The 16,785-nt window shown below is 61.5% G+C and carries 18 protein-coding genes; 5 read left to right on the top strand and 13 right to left on the bottom strand.

Annotation, left to right across the window (positions count from 1 at the left end):
- The first annotated feature begins 6 nt into the window (after positions 1-6).
- Entirely contained in the window at positions 7-990 is a 984-nt protein-coding gene (locus tag AC2FME_RS02840) for a glycosyltransferase family 4 protein (protein WP_496799564.1), read from the top strand.
- A 17-nt stretch (positions 991-1,007) separates the two neighbouring features.
- Here AC2FME_RS02840 and AC2FME_RS02845 read toward each other — a convergent pair whose 3' ends face one another.
- The 6 genes from AC2FME_RS02845 to AC2FME_RS02870 form a co-directional block, all read right to left on the bottom strand.
- Positions 1,008-1,430 (bottom strand): GNAT family N-acetyltransferase, encoded by a 423-nt coding sequence (locus AC2FME_RS02845; protein ID WP_496799565.1) that lies wholly within the window; start codon positions 1,428-1,430, stop codon positions 1,008-1,010.
- A 44-nt stretch (positions 1,431-1,474) separates the two neighbouring features.
- Positions 1,475-2,752 carry an amylo-alpha-1,6-glucosidase gene (locus tag AC2FME_RS02850; RefSeq protein WP_496799566.1) on the bottom strand — a complete coding sequence of 426 codons (1,278 nt, stop codon included), beginning with the start codon at positions 2,750-2,752 and terminating at the stop codon, positions 1,475-1,477.
- 10 nt (positions 2,753-2,762) lie between these two features.
- Positions 2,763-3,803 carry an ABC transporter ATP-binding protein gene (locus AC2FME_RS02855; protein ID WP_496799567.1) on the bottom strand — a complete coding sequence of 347 codons (1,041 nt, stop codon included), beginning with the start codon at positions 3,801-3,803 and terminating at the stop codon, positions 2,763-2,765.
- Positions 3,804-3,824: 21 nt separating this feature from the next.
- Positions 3,825-4,664 (bottom strand): carbohydrate ABC transporter permease, encoded by an 840-nt coding sequence (locus tag AC2FME_RS02860; protein WP_496683710.1) that lies wholly within the window; start codon positions 4,662-4,664, stop codon positions 3,825-3,827.
- Entirely contained in the window at positions 4,661-5,506 is an 846-nt protein-coding gene (locus AC2FME_RS02865) for a carbohydrate ABC transporter permease (RefSeq protein ID WP_496742536.1), read from the bottom strand. The genes AC2FME_RS02860 and AC2FME_RS02865 overlap by 4 nt, the downstream gene beginning before the upstream one ends.
- Positions 5,507-5,607: 101 nt before the next feature.
- Positions 5,608-6,876, bottom strand: coding sequence for an ABC transporter substrate-binding protein (locus AC2FME_RS02870; protein WP_496685540.1), 1,269 nt, complete (start codon positions 6,874-6,876; stop codon positions 5,608-5,610).
- A 247-nt stretch (positions 6,877-7,123) separates the two neighbouring features.
- Here AC2FME_RS02870 and AC2FME_RS02875 point away from each other — a divergent pair, with 247 nt between their 5' ends.
- Positions 7,124-8,170, top strand: coding sequence for a LacI family DNA-binding transcriptional regulator (locus AC2FME_RS02875; protein ID WP_496799568.1), 1,047 nt, complete (start codon positions 7,124-7,126; stop codon positions 8,168-8,170).
- A gap of 41 nt (positions 8,171-8,211) precedes the next feature.
- Here the strand turns inward: AC2FME_RS02875 and AC2FME_RS02880 are convergent, their stop codons facing one another.
- From AC2FME_RS02880 to AC2FME_RS02905, 6 genes are all read right to left on the bottom strand, one after another.
- The gene (locus tag AC2FME_RS02880; protein WP_496799569.1) at positions 8,212-9,174 is read right to left on the bottom strand and encodes a 2-hydroxyacid dehydrogenase; all 963 of its coding nucleotides are present in this window, start codon (positions 9,172-9,174) and stop codon (positions 8,212-8,214) included.
- 4 nt (positions 9,175-9,178) lie between these two features.
- A complete protein-coding gene (locus AC2FME_RS02885; protein WP_496799570.1) occupies positions 9,179-9,373 on the bottom strand; it encodes a hypothetical protein in 195 nt (64 codons plus the stop codon).
- Between the two features lie 4 nt (positions 9,374-9,377).
- A complete protein-coding gene (locus AC2FME_RS02890) occupies positions 9,378-10,733 on the bottom strand; it encodes an amidase (protein WP_496711979.1) in 1,356 nt (451 codons plus the stop codon).
- Entirely contained in the window at positions 10,730-12,094 is a 1,365-nt protein-coding gene (locus AC2FME_RS02895) for a TRAP transporter large permease (protein WP_496799571.1), read from the bottom strand. Before AC2FME_RS02895 ends, AC2FME_RS02890 begins: the two co-directional genes overlap by 4 nt.
- Positions 12,087-12,695 carry a TRAP transporter small permease subunit gene (locus tag AC2FME_RS02900; RefSeq protein ID WP_496685530.1) on the bottom strand — a complete coding sequence of 203 codons (609 nt, stop codon included), beginning with the start codon at positions 12,693-12,695 and terminating at the stop codon, positions 12,087-12,089. The genes AC2FME_RS02895 and AC2FME_RS02900 overlap by 8 nt, the downstream gene beginning before the upstream one ends.
- A gap of 82 nt (positions 12,696-12,777) precedes the next feature.
- Positions 12,778-13,872, bottom strand: a complete 1,095-nt coding sequence (locus AC2FME_RS02905; RefSeq protein WP_496684525.1) for a TRAP transporter substrate-binding protein — start codon at positions 13,870-13,872, stop codon at positions 12,778-12,780.
- A gap of 245 nt (positions 13,873-14,117) precedes the next feature.
- Between AC2FME_RS02905 and AC2FME_RS02910 the strand changes: the two genes are divergently transcribed.
- Positions 14,118-14,948 carry an IclR family transcriptional regulator gene (locus AC2FME_RS02910; RefSeq protein WP_496799572.1) on the top strand — a complete coding sequence of 277 codons (831 nt, stop codon included), beginning with the start codon at positions 14,118-14,120 and terminating at the stop codon, positions 14,946-14,948.
- Positions 14,949-14,954: 6 nt separating this feature from the next.
- On the opposite strand, the gene AC2FME_RS02915 is transcribed toward AC2FME_RS02910, so the two are convergent.
- Positions 14,955-15,332 (bottom strand): winged helix-turn-helix transcriptional regulator, encoded by a 378-nt coding sequence (locus AC2FME_RS02915; protein WP_496684195.1) that lies wholly within the window; start codon positions 15,330-15,332, stop codon positions 14,955-14,957.
- Between the two features lie 113 nt (positions 15,333-15,445).
- Between AC2FME_RS02915 and AC2FME_RS02920 the strand changes: the two genes are divergently transcribed.
- On the top strand, positions 15,446-16,054 hold the full coding sequence (locus AC2FME_RS02920; RefSeq protein ID WP_496799573.1) for an NAD(P)H-dependent oxidoreductase: 609 nt from the start codon (positions 15,446-15,448) through the stop codon (positions 16,052-16,054).
- On the top strand, positions 16,041-16,760 hold the full coding sequence (locus AC2FME_RS02925) for a glutathione S-transferase family protein (protein ID WP_496799574.1): 720 nt from the start codon (positions 16,041-16,043) through the stop codon (positions 16,758-16,760). Before AC2FME_RS02920 ends, AC2FME_RS02925 begins: the two co-directional genes overlap by 14 nt.
- Positions 16,761-16,785: the final 25 nt, after the last annotated feature.

The following is a 16,785-nucleotide window of genomic DNA, read 5'->3' on the forward strand; positions in this document are numbered from 1 at the left end:
TTTTAAATGTCCAAGATCACCGTTCTTCACCTTGTTGATGACACCACGGCCGGCGGAGTCATGCGTATGCTCGACCATCTTGCGCAGCTGCCCGAACTGGCCGGCGAAGTCCACCAAGAGGTTCGCCCGGTCAAGCGGACCGCCTTCAGCTGGGGCAGTTTCGACGCCAATGTCATCGTGTGCCACATCGCCCCCGGCTGGCGCTGCCTGCCGGCCTTCTCGGCCTTGCGGGCGATGCATCCCACCACGCGGCTGGTGCATGTCGAGCACAGCTATACCCGGTCTTTCACCGCCTTGAACGTGCCGCACAAGCGGCGGTTCTTTGCGATGCTGCGCGTGACCTATTCGTTGTTCGATCAGGTCATCGCCGTCAGCAAGGCGCAGGCCGGTTGGATGGCTGAACGGCGGTTGACCCCCGCATCCAAGCTGAGTGTGATTTCGCCCCAGGTTGACCTAAGCGCGGTTGCCCGCGCAGCCGGGCCGGTCGAGGCGGCCCGGGTCATCGGTGCGATCGGACGGCTCGAGCCGCAGAAAGGCTTCGATCTTCTGATCGAAGGGTTTCGTATGTGCCCCAACCCCGATGCGCGGCTTGTGATCTTTGGTGAGGGCAGCCAGCGCGACCGCCTTGTGGCCTTGGCCGCAGGCGACCAGCGGATTGAGTTTCGTGGCCACGCCGACGACCCAGCCGAAGCCTATCGGACCGTGGACGTGGTGGCGATGCCCTCGCGGTGGGAGGCCTATGGGCTGGTGGCGGATGAGGCGCGCGCGGCGCGGCGTCCGGTCATCGTCAGCATGGTCGACGGTCTGCGAGACCGGATCGGGGCAAGCGGTGTGATTCCGTGCGGATCCGATCCCAAGGCCTGGCGCAAATCGATCGAGGCAGTTCTGGCGGGTACGCCTCCGGTGGTTCCCGCCCTTGCGCCTAAGGCAGATAAATCCCGCTATGCTCAGCGGTGGCAACAGGTGTTCGATCCGGCCAAACGGTTGTGAGGGCGGCGTGGCCACGGCTACGGCAAGGCGCGCCACAAGAACCAACGGCAATGTCCGGGCGGGCTTTGCGTGGGCGTGTCGGTCAGGCGACCAAAGGGCTCGAATCCCGAAGCCTCATAGAACCGCGCGGCGGCCGGGTTGGATGTGTCCAGCCACGCAGAATGACACCCGATCTGGCGCGCCTCGGCAAAGGCTTGGTCTATCAACTGCCGGCCCAAACCGCGGCGTCGGTGGGACGGATCGATCCATAAGGTCTTGGTCAGCAGCCACCCATAGGAGGCTGCGCCATGCAGGCCGCCCACCCGGCCCGCGCCATCCTGCGCAATCAGCGTGACGCTGGCATTGACCCCTTGCGGCGCGGTTGTCCGCAATTCCGCAAGAAGGGCTTGCTCGACCCAGTCCTCCTGCCCGGGGGCGGAAACAATGGACGGGCCCACCATCGGTCAGGCCCATGCCCGTTGGGTGGGGACCGGTGGCGCGCCGCTCATGCCGGGGTGGTTTCCGCGTTCAGGATCTCGATCACCATCGCGGCCGTCCAGGTAAAGCTGCTGCCGCCGCAGGGTTCGGCGGTGACCGGGTCGTAATACTCGGCAAAGCCGCTTTGTTCGATCAGGCGCAAGCTGTCGTCGACGATCCGCTGCACGATCCGGCTCTGGCCCGCGCGTTTCAGCCCATCGGCGATCATGTAGTTCACGATCAGCCAGACCGGGCCTCGCCAGTACCTCAGACCGTCGAACTCCGGGGCCGCCGGGTCGTGGCTGGGCACCAGAAACGGGACTGCGGCACCGATGGCGTCCAACCGCTGGGCGATGGCCTGCGCGCGGTGCTCGGGGACGGGGCAGAACGCCGCCAACAAGCCGCCGATCGAAGGGCTGTCAATCAGCTCCCCGGTGACACGGTCAAAGCACAGATATTGCCCGCGGGTCTCACTCCACAGGGCGTCCATCGCCGCGATGCCCGCTTGCGCATAGGCGCACGAAGCGCTTGCGATCTCGGCCTCGCCCAGGTCGTCGGCCAGCGCCGCCAAGTCCAGGCACGAGCGGATCAGGATCGCGTTGAATCCCGGATCGATAACCCGGAACGGCGAGGCGTCATGCAGCCTGGAATTATCCCAGCCAAGGTCGCGGAAATGTTGCACCAGCCAGATATAGCGGCGGTATTCTTCATCAGTCGGCCTGTGCGCCGGGTTGGCATGGGCTACGTCGCGACGCTGGAACGGGGCCACGCCCTCGGTCGGGACCCGGGCCAGCGCCGCGTCCCAATCGACCGAATTGTCGCGCCCCGATTCCCACGGGTGGATGATGGCGACCAGTCCGGTGCCCTGCGGGTCGCGGTTCGTGTAGAACCATTGGTGCCAGGCATGAATCTTGGGCAGCAGGGCGCGGGCCTGCGCATCGGCCAGCGCCCGGTTTTTCGCCCGCGCATGGATCCGCTGTACGGCGAACCCGGCCACCGCCGGCTGCGTGATGCCCGAGGTGGGAACCGCGTGGCCCGTTGCCCACACATCCGGCCCCGGGAAATAGCCGTCATTCATCTCGTGGAAGATGATATGCGGCACCATGCCGTCATCCCACTGATGCCGGAACAAGGTCTCGATCTCGCGCCAGGCGCGGGCTTCGTCGAAATGCGAGAACCCAAGGGCGCTGAGCGCGCTGTCCCAGTTCCACTGGAACGGATAGAGGCCGTGGGTGGGCACCGTGTAGTCGCCCCGGTCATTACGGGCCAGAACGGCGCGGGCCTGTTCGATCAGATCCTGTTTCATTTCGCGCTCCTCAGGCTACGGCCAGGGTTGTTTCGGGGTCGAACCAGCGCACCCGGTCTGGCTGCGGGGCCAGGGTCAGGGTGTCGCCGCGGCGGACGGTCAGATCGCTGTCCAGAACCGCGCGGAACAGGGCGCCGTCCACGCTGCAGGTGACCAGCAGATGCGCGCCCAGGGGTTCGACCACCTTGACTGTGGCGGCAAGGCCCGTGTCCGCCGGGCGCAGATCCTCGGGGCGGATGGCGAAATGCAGCGGCGTGGTCCGGGACGGCCCGTCGAGGATCTGGCCCGCGACTGTCCATTTACCGTCTCCGGTCGGAGTGGCGGGCAAGAAGTTCATCGGCGGATTGCCGATGAATCCGGCCACGAACTCGGCCGCTGGGTTGCGGTAGACCTCGATCGGCGAGGCCGCCTGAACGATCTTGCCCTGATGCATCACGCTGATCCGGTCGGCCATGCTCATGGCTTCGACCTGGTCGTGGGTGACATAGATGGCGGTGGTGTTGCTTTCGGCCAGAACGCCTTTGAGCTCGGCCCGCATCTCCATCCGCAGCAGCGCGTCCAGGTTCGACAGGGGCTCGTCCATCAGGATCACGTCGGGTTCCATCGCCAGGGCGCGGGCCACGGCGACGCGCTGGCGCTGACCGCCGGACAGCTCGCCGGAATAGCGCCCCAGCAGCTGGTCGATATGCATCAGGCCCGCAGTGCGCTCGACCCGGCGCTTGACCTCGTCATTGGGCAGTTTCTGCATCCGCAAGCCGAACCCGATGTTTTCGAACACGGTCAGGTGCGGGAATACGGCATAGTTCTGGAATACCATGGCGATGCCCCGATCCTTGGGCGGAAGGTGATCCACCCGACGTCCGCCGATCCAGACCTCGCCCTCGGTCGCGGTCTCCAGCCCGGCGATGATCCGCAGCAGCGTGGTCTTGCCGCAGCCCGAGGCCCCCAGCAGAACCATGAATTCCTGGTCCTGGATGGTCAGGTTGATGTCGTGCAGCGCCTGGTAGCTGCCAAAGCGTTTCGCGACATTCTTGATTTGAATTTCTGCCATTATTCCAACTCCTTGGGGCTGTCAGCGGTTGGCGATGCCCCACATGGCGAACAGGTATTTGCGCACGGCGAAGATGAAGATCAGCGCCGGCACGACCAGGATGAAACCGCCCGCGAATTTCAGATGCAGCGGCGAGGTGTCGAGGTTCTGCAGCAGAAAGGCCGTCAGGGTCCGGTTCTCGATCGTCAGGACGGCGGCGGCAAACACCTCGTTCCAAGAGATCACGAAGGCGAAGATGGCCGAGGCCGTGATCCCCGGCAGGATCAGCGGCAGCACCACCTTGGTGAAGGCGGTCAGCCGGGTGCAGCCCAGCGTCCAGGCGGCCTCTTCCAGTTCCAGCGGGATGCCGGAAAACAGCGAAAAGGTGATCAGCACCGCAAATGGGAGCGCCAGCGTGGTGTGCACAAGGGACAGGCCGAATACCGTGTCATCCAGCCCCGTCTGGATGAACATCACCGCCAAGGGCAGCGCCAGCAGCGGCAGCGGAAAGGCACGGGTCAGCAGGATCAGCAGGCGGAACGCCTCTTTCCCGCGAAAGTCGAACCGTGACAGGGCATAGCCCGCCGGCGCGCCGATCAGGATCGACATGATCATCGTCAGCCCTGCCACCAGGATCGAGTTCTTGAGTGCGGTCAGGATGCCCGCGAAACCCGCAAAGAACCCCAGGCTGCCCAGGTCGAATTCGGGGATGAAGGGCTTGGGGAAACTGTTCACCGTTTCCGGCGAGGACAGCGTGTTGATCAGCAGGAAATATAGCGGCACCAGCACCCAGGCGCACAGCAGCACCACCGCGGCGATGTAGACATAGCGTCCGGCCCGGCGCGTATCGGGCGCGGAGACATCGGTCGTGACGGTCGTCATATCGTGGCTCCTTTCGGGACACGCAGGGCGCGCAGGATGATCAGGGTGAACCCGATCGAGATGGCGAGGATGATCAGCGCCATCGCCGCCGCCGCGCCGCTGTTAAGCAGGTCGAACTGATAGGCGTAGGTTTCGCTCATGAGGACGGGGAACAGGGTTCCCCCCAGGGCCAGCACCACGGCGAACACCTCGAAGGCCAGGATCACGCGCAGCACCAGTGCCGTCTGCAAAGACGGACGCAGCAGCGGCAGGGTGATGCGGGTGAAGCGTTTCCAGGGTGAGGCGCCAAAGACCTCGGCCGCCTCGTAATATTCCTTGGGGATCAGGCCGATCCCGGCCACCAGGATCACCAGCATGATCGCGGTGGCGCGCCAGATCTCGGCCAGGGCGATGGCCAGGAACACCACGCCGGGGTGCTGATAGCTGAGGAAATTCACCGGCCGGTCTACCACGCCCAGCCCAGCAAGCATGGAGTTCAAAAAACCCGACTGTTCGAAGATTGCCAGCCAGATGATGCCCGCAGCCAGATCCGAGATACCCAGCGGGATGGTCCACACATACAGCACCAGATCGCGCCCGCGCTGCATCTTGTTGACCATGGTGGCCATCAGCAACGCCAGCGCCAGTTGCACTGGAACCACCGCCGCCGCCAGCAGCAGCGTGTTCTGCAACGAGATCGGGAATTTCCAGTACCCGACCACCTGCCGGAAATTGTCCAGCGTGAATCCGTCCCCGGTGCTGAAGGCCTGTTTGGCGACCAGAACGAAAGGATACAGGAAGAACAGACACAGAAACGCCGTCACGGGCAGAATCAGCACATAGGGCAACACACGAGCGTTCATCTGATCGCTCCTTTCCTTGCGGAAGTTCCGGTGGTTTCGGGCAGAGAGTTCGGGGGACACCGGGCCCGCGTCAAGCCCGGTGTCGGGATCAGGTCAGACCCTTATTCGACGGGGCATGGACCGTCCGAAGGCGCATCCGGAGCCCAGCAGGGCGCGCCGGTTTCCTGCATGATCGCCTCCAGCGCGCCTTTCTGATCGTCCAGCACGGTGCGGATGTCCTGACCCGCCAGCACGATCCGCTCGAACGCATCGGTATAGACACGGTTGAAGTCACCGCCCTTGTCGCCCAGTCCCGCGGGCAGCAGACCGGGGTTGGCATCGGCCGAGCCGCTCATCTTGGCGACCGCGTCGCCTGCGGCCTTGACGGCCGGCGGCAGGTCCGCGGGCAGGTCAACCGCGACGACCGGGAAGAAGTTGGTGGCACGCAGTGTTGCGATCTGGGTTTCCGGCTTCATCATGTAGGCGACCAGAGCTTTGGACGCTTTCATGTCCGGTGCGGTTTTGGGGATCGCAACCCCAGCCAGAACCGGCATGAAGCCGCGCCCGGTCGGGCCCGCCGGGGCCGGGAAGGCCACGAAGTCATCAGGCCGCTCGTTGAAGGCCTGCGCCAGACGCGAGGTGTGGTCGAACACGATCCAGGCATCGCCCGACAGCAGCTGTTCCTGCATGAACGAGAAATTGGTCGAGGCCGGGTTGGTATGTGCCCACAGCTCGCGGAATTTTTCCCACGCGGTTACGGCTTCATCGCTGGCAAAGGTCCGCACCACGCCGTTCGTATAGGACGGGTACAGATAACCCTGGAAGAAGCGGTGCTTCAGGCCCTTGGGTCCGGCCGGAAAGCCGAATTTCGGCTCGCCCGCAGCCTCATGCGCGTTGGCGGCCCATTCGATCAACTGGTCATAGGTCAGCGCATTGATGTCGGCACCTTCGGGCAGGTACTGCAGCGCCTCCTTGTTGGCCGCCATGATATAGCTGGCCTGCATCCAGGGGATGTATTGCAGGCTGTTAGTACCCAGCTTGGCCAGTTCGTTGAACGTGTCCGAGGCCGAAGCGATACCCAGATCATCCAGGTCGACCAGATCATCGGGGTTCATTGCCGAGAAGTCGCCATGCAGTGCGCCCAGCACGCCGATCGTGCCCGAGCCGGCCTGCAATTCGGCCTGCAGACGCGTCAGCCAGGGGCCGCCGTCATTGGGCTGGTAGTCCACGCCACCCTCGAAGCCTGAAAGAACCTGTTCGCGCATGGCCTGCGCCTCTTCGACCGGCTTGGCCTGCGTCGACCAGAACAGAACCTCGGCCTGCGCCACGTTTGTGGCCAGGGCCAGAACAAGGCCGGATGCGGCACCGACCAGCTTGGATTGAATTGACATGGACTCCTCCCAGAGTTTCGATTGGGCCTTTCGCCCGTTCTGCCTGTTGGGGTCGGTTTGCTGTGCGTGTCGAGCAGCGACTCACCCCAAGCGATGCAGTCAGCATGGTATAACGATATATCTTACGTCAACGAATTTTTTTCCAATCGGTTGGCCCGATGTTTTGAAGTTCGCAGGAATTGCACGTTGCAATACCCATGCGGGTTGGGCATTTTGATGATGCAACGTTATACCAGAAGTCCGAGAAATGCCCGCCAAACCTACCCTCGCCAGTGTCGCCAAAGCTGCCGGAGTTTCGATTCCGACAGTCAGTCAGGTGATGCGCGGAACCGGGCGGATTTCCGAGCAGACCCGGAAAAAGGTGCTGCAGGCGGCAGAGGCCTTGCACTATGTCACGGACTCGCGCGCGGCGTCGATGCGGTCGGGCGAGAACCGGGAAATCGGGTTTGTTCTGAACCAGTTCGCAAACCCGTTCAACGCCGAAGTCGTCAGCGGTGCGGTCGAGCTGCTGGAGGCCGAGGGGTATCTGGTCTCGATTCTTGATACACGCGACGACGCGGACCGGCAGGGCAAGCAATTGCGGGATTTCATCCGCAACGGGCGCGGCGGCCTGCTGTGGGTACCTGCGCTGGAAACCAGCGCGCAGACGCTAGACCTGCTGCGCACCCATCGGGTTCCCACGGTGACCTTTCTGCGTCACATCAGCCCCGATTTCGACCATGTCGGCATCCGCAATGCCGAGGCGACCGAAACGGCCACGCATCATCTGGCCGACCTGGGCCACAGGCACATCGCGTTTTTCGGCGGCACCGGCATGAACCCGGTCCGCAAGGACCGGATCGCCGGGTATCGACGCGCCGTTCAGGCCAGATCGCTGGCCGCGCCTGTCATCTGGCCCTCGCCCGATACCAAGCGCGCGGGGATGGAGCAGATGCTGAAGCTGCGCGACGCCCATCCCGAGGTGACCGCCATCGTCTGCAACGGCGACATGGTCGCCCTGGGCGCCTGTTACGGGTTGATGCGCGCCGGCCTGGAGCCCGGGCGCGACGTGTCGATCATCGGATTTGACGATACCGAGGACGCCTCGGTCGCGATCCCGGCCCTCAGCACCATGGCGGTTTCGCCCAAAAAGCTGGGCCGCAGACTGGCACGAACCTTGCTGGACCGGATCAATGATCCGGACATGCCTGCCAGCGTTTCCGAGGTCTCGGCCCGCTTCATCGCCCGCGAAACCACCGGGCCGGTCGCCCAGAAGCGTCAGACCGATCCGAACGGGAACACTTCCCGGCTTTGAACTGCGGCAATGATCGAGACATCCGCAGCCTTCAGGTCGCCTTACACCAGATCCCGAGGGGTTTTGCCGGCAAAGAAAGCGTCCAGATTGTCGAGAGCACGAAACCCCATCGCATCGCGCGTCGTGGTCGTGGCGCTTCCGATATGCGGGAGCATGAAGATGTTTTCGTACGGCGCAAAACCCGGGTTTCCGCCCGGTTCGGTTGCAAAGCAATCAAGTCCGGCCGCCGCCAGCTTGCCGCTTTTGATCGCGTTCAGCAGGGCATCCTCATCCACCAGCGCGCCGCGCGCCGAATTCACAAGCACGGCGCCATCCGGCAAAGCGGCAACCCGCTCGGCGTTCATCAGGTTCGTGGTGTCCGGCGTCGCGGGGCAATGCAAGGACAGGAAATCCGCAACAGGTAGCAAGCTGTCGAGACTGGCATGATAGATTGCGCCCTGCTCCAGGTCCGGTGACAAGCGCGTGCGGTTGAAATAGTGGATTTGCATGTCGAATCCGCGGGCCTTGGCCGCAAAAGCCCGCCCAACGCGCCCCATACCGATGATCCCCAGGCGGGCCCCGGTCACCTGTTTGCCCACCATGAACGACGGGCTCCAGTTGTTCCATCCGCCGCTGCGTACCAACCGGTCCCCCTCGGCCGCACGGCGGGCAGCCCCAAGCATCAACAGCACCGCCAGCTCGGCCGTGGCGTCCGAGAGAACGTCCGGGGTATTGGTCACCACGACTCCACGGGCGGCAAGCGCCGCCAGATCGCAATGATCGACACCCACCGAGTGGTTGGCGATGATCTTCAGCCGCGGATCCAACTGGGCTACGACCTCGGCAGTGAAATGCTCGGAATGGCAGGGCATCATCGCATCGACCTGCGCACTCATCCTGATGATATCGTCGGCTGTGCCGGGTGTGTCCGCGTCGTTCAGCACCACCTCATAGTCGCGTCGCGCCCGAGCGATCGTTGCATCAGACACACGGCGCGGAAGCCACAGGACGGGTTTGTCGCTCATGGCGTCAGTCCTTCTTGATGGCATCTTCCCAGAAGTTGTACAGCGCCAGCGCGATCACGAAGATCGCGATCACCAGAAACGGCAACCCGCCCCAAAACCCGGCAAACCCGGTCGAGATGCTGTGGGCAAGGCCCAGAACAAAGGCCATCATCAACCCGGTTCCGATCACGGCCATGATTATGTTCGTCAAGCGCGACATGATTTCATACTCCTGTTTCTGGCCCGGCGGCGAGTTGGCGCTGCAACCAAGCGGCTGTGCGCAGAAGCCTGTCATCCTCTTCGGCGGCCCCAACCAACTGGACCCCGACCGGGAGGTCATTTTCACCAACCAGCAAGGGAAGGCTCAGACAGGGCAGGCCGGCCAGCGTCCACGTCAGGCAAAACACGGAATCGCCGGTATGGCCGGCGCTGAGCAGGGGCGCCTGCCCCGTTGCCGCCGGTGCGATGACCGCATCGTAATCGTTGAAAAAGTTTGCGAAAAACTCCTGAGCCGAGGCCATGATGCCCAAGGCATCTTCGTATTGCGCCGCACTGATCTTATGGCCCCGGATGATGGCCTCGTGCATCTCGGCGCTGATCCTGTCGGGATCGCTGGCGGCAATCTCGGCCATGTTCTGGCTGATCTCATGGTCGTAGATCACTTTATGAACGTTTGCCAGATCAGCCAGCTGTGCCGAGGCCGGAATGCGTTCGACGCGCCCGTCGAGGGCGTCGACGACGGCGTTCAGGCCTTCGGCCGCATCTTCGTCAAGACGCTCGTTGAAGGGAAAGTCCAGCCACACAAAATCGGGCTCGACCGGGGCTTCGGCCCTCGCGCCGGCCAGCATCTCGCCGCGCGGTCGGGCAAAGCTGGCGGGGTCGGTCTGGTCATAGCCGGACACCGCGTCGATCAACAGCGCCGCATCTTCGAGCGAGTTGGCAAAGCCGCCGATCTGATCGAGCGAGACCGAGGTGCGGAACACACCGCTGCGCGAGATCGTGCCACGGGTGGGCTTGATGCCGAAGACCCCGCAGAACGAGGCGGGACGAATCACCGATCCACCTGTCTGCGTTCCAATCGCCAGCGGCACATGCCGCGCAGCCACGGCGGCGGCCGAACCGCTGGATGAACCGCCCGGTGAACGGGTGGGATCAAACGGGTTGGTCGTGTCGGTCGGGTGCATGAAGGCAAATTCAGTGGTTTTTGTTTTGCCCAAGATCACCGCACCGGAGTCGCGCAGACGTTCGACCAACCGCGCGTCGGCATCAGGTTGGCGACCGGCGAACACCGCGCTGCCCCGTTGGGTCGGCATGTCGCGGGTGTCCACGATATCCTTCAGGCCAACCGGAACGCCATGCAGTTTTCCAGTCGGTCGCCCGGCTTTGCGAATGCGGTCCAATTCCCGCGCCTGATCCAGCGCCGATCCCGCATCCAGATAAGCCCAGGCGCGGATCGCCGGCTCAGTCTGTTCGATCCTTTCAAGGCAGGCCTCGACCAATGCCTGTGACGTGATCCGGCCTGCCCGGATGGCATCGGCGGCGTGAACCGCCGAAAGCAGGGTCAGGTCGTGTTTCGTCATGGCACCCACACACCGAACAGATAGTCCGGGAACCACAACGCAATGCCCGGAAACTGGTACATCAGTACCATGCACAGGATCACGATCGCCAGATAGGGCATCAGCCCGCGGAAGATCTCCATCAGTTCGATCTGCGACTTCAGAACCCCCTTCAGGTAATAGGCTGACATCGCCATTGGCGGAGTCAAGAAAGAGGTTTGAAGGTTCAGGGCAACGAGCATCGCAAAGAAATACGGGTTCACCCCAAAGGTCTCGAGCATCGGCAGGAAAATCGGCACGAAGATGATCAGAATCTCGGACCACTCCAGCGGCCAGCCGAGCAGAAAGATGATCAACTGCGCCAGAACCAGGAACTGCCAAGGCTGCAGGTTCATGCCAACGACCCAGTGTTCGATGACGTCATGCCCCCCCAGATAGGAAAACACGGACGCGAAAGTCCACGATCCGACGAACAGCCAACAGACCATCGCCGTCGCCTTGGCGGTCAGAAAGACGCTTTGCTTGACTTTATCCCAGGTCAGGGACCGATAGATCATGGCCAGAACCAACCCGCCAAGCGCACCCATCGCAGCCGCCTCGGCCGGAGTTGCAAGCCCGCCTAGGATCGAGCCGAGGACCAGCAAGATCAGCACGGTCAGCGGCACGAAGGAAACCAAGAGATCCATATAGATCTGACGTTTGGGCGGGATGTCCCCCTCGGCCGGCTTTGGGGCCAGCGACGGGTTCAGCCATACCCGCACCATCACGTAAATGATGTACAATCCTGCCAGCATCAGGCCGGGAAATACGGCGGCGGCATAGAGGCGCAGTGGTGACAACTCTGCGATTGCCGCATAGACGATCAACATGATCGATGGCGGGATCAGAATTCCGAGCGTTCCGCCGGCACAAATGACGCCGGCCGCAAAGCTGCGCTGGTATCCGGCATTGGCCATCGCCGGATAGGCCAAAAGACCCATCAGCGTGACCACTGCCCCCACGATCCCCGACGCGGTCGAAAACACCGCGCAAGTCATCAGGGCAGCGATTGCCAGCGACCCCGGCAGGTTTCGAGCCGCCATATACAGCGAGAAGAACAATCGGTCGACGATATTGGCCCGTTCAACCACGTATCCCATGAACAGAAACAAAGGGATGGCGACCAGCGTGTCATTTTCCATCACCGAATAGGTGTTCTGGTTCAGCAAGTAGAATATGTTGTTGTTGAAGATGTCCGAAATGGTTTCGGGGGCGGATTGGTAGTATGCATAGTACCCAAAACCCACGCCCATCGCCAAAAGCGTGAACGCGATCGGAAAGCCCAGCAGTACCAGTACGATGAACAGGCTGAGCATGAGGATGGCGACTTGAGGATCAGTCATCGCTGCGCCCTCCTTTCTCGGTGCGGGTCGCATTCAGACGGTCGATGGTTTCGTCCATCAGCATGTCTTCGGTTTCACGGACATCATCCAGACGCGGCAGCCATTCGCCATCGCGCATGGCCAACCAACACCGGCCCATCTCGGCCAAGCCCTGGACCATCAGCAAAAAGCCCGCAAGCGGGATCAGGGTTTTGAAGAAATAGATCTGAATCCGCGCGGGGCTGTTCCAGCTCACTTCTTTGTAGCGCCAGCTGTCGGCTGCGATTTCCCAACCGTACCAGAACAGGGCAAACATACCCGGGAAAAAGAACAGGATGTACAGAACGAAATCGACCCGCGCCTGCCAGCGGACGGAAAACAGTCTGTAAAGGACGTCGCCCCGGACATGCGCGTCCTGGGCCAACGCATAGGCGCCTGCCATCAGAAACAGCGCGCCATACATCTGTACCATCATGTCGAACGCCCATACGGTCGGGCTGTTGAGCACATAGCGCACGAAGACTTCGTACGATACAGAAAGCGTCAATATCAGAATGCACCACCCGAAGGCCTTGCCGACCCATTGGCTCAGCCCTTCGATGGCGTGGATTGTCTTGATCAAGGTCCGTCCCTCGCCTGTTCTACCCCGTATTAGGATGCCGCGCGCGGGGCGCGACCTCCTTTGGTGCTACTGACGTCGTTGGTCAGCTGAAGTAGTGCTTGTAGGCCAGCTTGTAGTCGGGCTGGTTCAGGTTCAGATAGTTCATGACCGTCTTGGCATAGGCCTTCTGGCTTTCGATGACCTTGGCAAAGAACGGATCCTCGCCTGAAATCCGCTCGACCACCACGTCCCACGCGTCCAGCTGCGCCTGCATGACGCTGTCGGGCGTACGATAGACGTTCACGCCCTGCTCTTCGGCCAGCTTTACCAGATCTTCCGAGTAGCGCTTGGTGTTGTGCCAATAGAAGTTCGAGTTCTCGGCCTCGGAGGCGTATTTCAGAATTGCCTGAAGCTCGGGCGACAGGGCGTTGTACTTGTCCTTGTTGAACGTGACCTCAAAGAATTCCTGGCTCTGGTGGAACGAGGCCAGATGGTAATGCTTCGAGACGTCCTGCATGCCAAAGTCGCGGTCTGATGTCGGGTTGTTGAACTCGGCCGCGTCGATCAGGCCCGACTTCATCGCAGGCTGAATCTCGCCACCCGGCAACTGCACCACAGACATGCCCATTTCCAACAGAACATCCGCCGCCAATCCGACGGTCCGGTATTTCAGACCGTTCATCTGGTCGGCGCTGGTGATCTGCTCTTTGAACCACCCCAGCGGCTGCGCCGGCATGGGCGAGTTGAAGAACGACACGACGTTCAGACCCAAGTTGGCCATCAATTCGTCGAACAGTTCCTGACCGCCGCCGTAATAGACCCAACCCAGAACTTCTTGGCTGGACCAGCCAAAACAGGGGCCAGTCCCAAACAGAGAGGCCGTTTTGGATTTCGAATACCAATAGGCCGGCACGTAATGGGCCGCGTCCAGAACACCGCGGTGAACCGCGTCCTGCATCTGGCTGGTCTTCACGACCGAGTTCACGGGCAGCAGTTCGATGGTCAGGCGGCCTCCCGTCATCTCGTTGACACGGTTCACATAGGATTGAGCATTTTCAAGAAAGATGCCTCCGCCCCAGGCCGCCTGCATCTTGAGTGTGGTTCCCTCCTGCGCGTGTACCGCGGGTGCCGCAAGCGCACCTGCGCCCACAACGGCCGACCCGCGCAGAAAATTTCTGCGGTTCAAAGATTTTGTCATGTTTCCTCCCTTAGTTGGGCACTGACCGTTTGCGCGGTGCTGGCTCCGATCCGCCCTCCTGCGGATGCCTCAACGATAAGCCAGAATCCCATTTTTTCAAAAGATTTTGGAAATACCTGAAAAAAAGGCAGAAAAAATCTCATAACATTATGTTTTTGAACACTATTATATTTTTCATTTTTTTACTGTGCTCTGGCCGCTAAGTTAAAGGGACACGAATTTGACGAATTGATGCTTGGATTTCCATGACCGAACAAACGCCCGCCGCGCGCCGAGGACGTCCGCGCAGGAAATCTCCGATGGAAACGAACGATGTCTCGCCGGTGATGGCGCTGGACCGCGGACTGCGTATCTTTTCGTGTTTGGCGGACATGCGCCGGGCGTCGCTTTCGGCGATTTCGACCGAGACCGGAATTCCGGCGCCAACTGTGCACAGGGCTTTGGCAACACTCCAAAATCGGGGTTTGGTGTCCCAGGACGGGACAGACGGAATGTGGCGCATCGGGCCACAGGCATACCGGATCGGCAACGCGTTTGAGCCCGGCTCGAACCTTCTTGAAATCGCACCGCCCGTCATGCGCACCCTCGCGGCGGAGACAGGCGAAACCGCCAATCTGGCCATCGAGAACGGAGGAGCGTTGCTGTACCTGGTTCAAGCCGAATCGGACAACCCGATCCGCGCCTCGATAAAGAACGGTACCACCACCAAGTTTCACACATCAGGTGTTGGCAAAATAATAATGGCACACATGGACCCCGGTCGTCTTGAGACCCTACTGCGCAAGTCGAAACTCGAGGCCCAGACACCGAAATCAATCACCGATGTCGCGCTATTGAAGCACGAACTGCAAAGATGCAGGGCACAAGGCTGGGCGATTGACGATGAAGAGCGCTTTCTGGGTATGCGTTGTATTGCGGCACCCATTTTCGATGTTTTGGGGCGCGTGATTGCCGGCCTGTCCATTTCCGGGCCCACAACCCGTTTTTCGGACGCCCAGCTTGAGGCGATGGCTGCTCGCGTCACGCGCGCCGCAGCCCAGATCTCCAACGGTTTGCAACAATCCCCCGAGGCATAGCGCCAGTCAGGTTTCACCGCCTGGTAATGTTTCGGTCCATTTCCGCAGCTCGTCTAGAAAACCGAGTGCAGTGCGCCCCAAATCCGTAACGGAATATTGCACCGAAACCGGCGAGGTTTCGAGCACTTGGCGGTGAACCAGCCCTTGTTGCTCCAATTGCCGCAGGCGTTCGGCGATCATCTTTTTGCTGGCCCCACCGATCATCCGCGAAAGGTCATTGAACCGCACCGGCTCGTCTTTGAGGTGCCATAGGATTGACCCGGTCCACTTGCCGCCGATGATCCGCATGCCGCGTTCGATGGGGCATGGTTCGCGGCACGCATCCACCGCTTGCCGCTTTCCTTGGTCGTCCTGTTCGATACGGGCACGCATCGCCTTCTCCAATCCAGTAGGTTACAAAAAGTAAACTGGTTGCAATTCCTCACTACTGTTCTCAAGTTCGGTTTCACCCCGGCCAAAGTCAAGGGGCAAGCAGTTTCAAAACCAAGGATATGAAGATGAGCAAGATCCTGATCGTGAACGGTACGCAGCCTTACGAGTTCGCACCTGGCCGCCTGAATGCGTCGCTGGTGCAACGGGCGCAGGACGCACTGGCCGGTATGGGCCACGAGGTGCGTATGACCACGGTTGCCGAAGGGTACGACATCAACACCGAGATCGACGCGCATGTCTGGGCGGATGTGGTCATCATGCAGTTTCCGGTGAACTGGATGGGTGTGCCGTGGGTGTTCAAGAAATACATCGACGAGGTCTACACCGCGGGCATGGACGGCCGGTTGCTGGCCGGCGACGGCCGGACCGCCAAGGCGCCCAAGGCCAACTACGGCACCGGTGGCCTGCTGTACGGAACGAAATACATGCTGTCGGTCACCTTCAACGCCCCGCGTGAGGCGTTCGACAACCCGGCCGAGCCGTTCTTTGCCGGGGCCAGCGTCGACGACCTGCTGTGGCCCATGCACCTGAACGCCAAGTTTCTGGCGATGCAGCCTTTGCCCACCTTCGCGGCCTTCGACGTGATGAAAAACCCCCGGATCGAACAGGATTTCCAGAGGTTCGACGCGCATCTGAAAGAGCATTTCGAGGAGATCGCGCATGTCGCGGCCTGACATTCACCTGTACACCGCGGCCACGATGAATGGCTACAAACCGGTGATCTTCTTGGAAGAGGCAGGCGTGCCCTACGACCTAACCCCCATCGACTTTTCCAAACAGGAACAGAAGTCGCCGGCGTTCTTGTCGCTGAACCCCAACGGCAAGATTCCGGTGATCGAGGACCGAGAAGAAGGACGGGCGATTTTCGAAAGCGGCGCAATCCTGTGGCACCTCGCGCAGAAATACGGTCGATTCCTGCCCTCTGACCCCGTTCAGCAGTCCGAGGTGATGCAATGGATGCTGTTCCAGGTCGGACATGTGGGTCCGATGATGGGCCAGGCGATGTATTTCCAGCATATTGCCGCCCCCAACGGCCATACCGAACCGTTCTCGATCCGCCGCTACGTGGACGAAAGCCGCCGCCTGATGGAGGTGATGAATGATCGCCTGAATGGGCGCGACTGGATCGCGGCGGGGCAATATACGATCGCGGACATGATGCTGTACCCCTGGGCGCGGGCCTATGTCTGGGCAAGGGTTCAGGTCGATGACCTTCCGCATCTGAACGCATGGTTCGACCGCATCGACGCCCGGCCCGCAGTTCAGAAGGCGCTGACCATTCCCAAGGCCAATCCTCAGTTCTGGGATGCCTCGGCTGATGCCAGTGCCTTTGCGCGGGAAAACGCCGCGCGGTTTGCTGGCGACGTGAAAAAAGACTGAGGCCGCGGCCCGGGCGCCCCAGCCT

The sequence above is a fragment of the Ruegeria sp. BHSC026 genome, assembly GCF_059613065.1.

Bases quoted from the DNA above. Each gene is read 5' to 3' on its own strand.
- AC2FME_RS02890 (WP_496711979.1), bottom strand. From the start codon at position 10,733: ATGACGAAACACGACCTGACCCTGCTTTCGGCGGTTCACGCCGCCGAT.
- AC2FME_RS02845 (WP_496799565.1), bottom strand. From the start codon at position 1,430: ATGGTGGGCCCGTCCATTGTTTCCGCCCCCGGGCAGGAGGACTGGGTC.
- AC2FME_RS02920 (WP_496799573.1), top strand. From the start codon at position 15,446: ATGAGCAAGATCCTGATCGTGAACGGTACGCAGCCTTACGAGTTCGCA.
- AC2FME_RS02885 (WP_496799570.1), bottom strand. From the start codon at position 9,373: ATGTCGCGCTTGACGAACATAATCATGGCCGTGATCGGAACCGGGTTG.
- AC2FME_RS02860 (WP_496683710.1), bottom strand. From the start codon at position 4,664: ATGACGACCGTCACGACCGATGTCTCCGCGCCCGATACGCGCCGGGCC.
- AC2FME_RS02925 (WP_496799574.1), top strand. From the start codon at position 16,041: ATGTCGCGGCCTGACATTCACCTGTACACCGCGGCCACGATGAATGGC.
- AC2FME_RS02910 (WP_496799572.1), top strand. From the start codon at position 14,118: ATGACCGAACAAACGCCCGCCGCGCGCCGAGGACGTCCGCGCAGGAAA.
- AC2FME_RS02855 (WP_496799567.1), bottom strand. From the start codon at position 3,803: ATGGCAGAAATTCAAATCAAGAATGTCGCGAAACGCTTTGGCAGCTAC.
- AC2FME_RS02850 (WP_496799566.1), bottom strand. From the start codon at position 2,752: ATGAAACAGGATCTGATCGAACAGGCCCGCGCCGTTCTGGCCCGTAAT.
- AC2FME_RS02870 (WP_496685540.1), bottom strand. From the start codon at position 6,876: ATGTCAATTCAATCCAAGCTGGTCGGTGCCGCATCCGGCCTTGTTCTG.
- AC2FME_RS02840 (WP_496799564.1), top strand. From the start codon at position 7: ATGTCCAAGATCACCGTTCTTCACCTTGTTGATGACACCACGGCCGGC.
- AC2FME_RS02895 (WP_496799571.1), bottom strand. From the start codon at position 12,094: ATGACTGATCCTCAAGTCGCCATCCTCATGCTCAGCCTGTTCATCGTA.
- AC2FME_RS02880 (WP_496799569.1), bottom strand. From the start codon at position 9,174: ATGAGCGACAAACCCGTCCTGTGGCTTCCGCGCCGTGTGTCTGATGCA.
- AC2FME_RS02875 (WP_496799568.1), top strand. From the start codon at position 7,124: ATGCCCGCCAAACCTACCCTCGCCAGTGTCGCCAAAGCTGCCGGAGTT.
- AC2FME_RS02865 (WP_496742536.1), bottom strand. From the start codon at position 5,506: ATGAACGCTCGTGTGTTGCCCTATGTGCTGATTCTGCCCGTGACGGCG.
- AC2FME_RS02905 (WP_496684525.1), bottom strand. From the start codon at position 13,872: ATGACAAAATCTTTGAACCGCAGAAATTTTCTGCGCGGGTCGGCCGTT.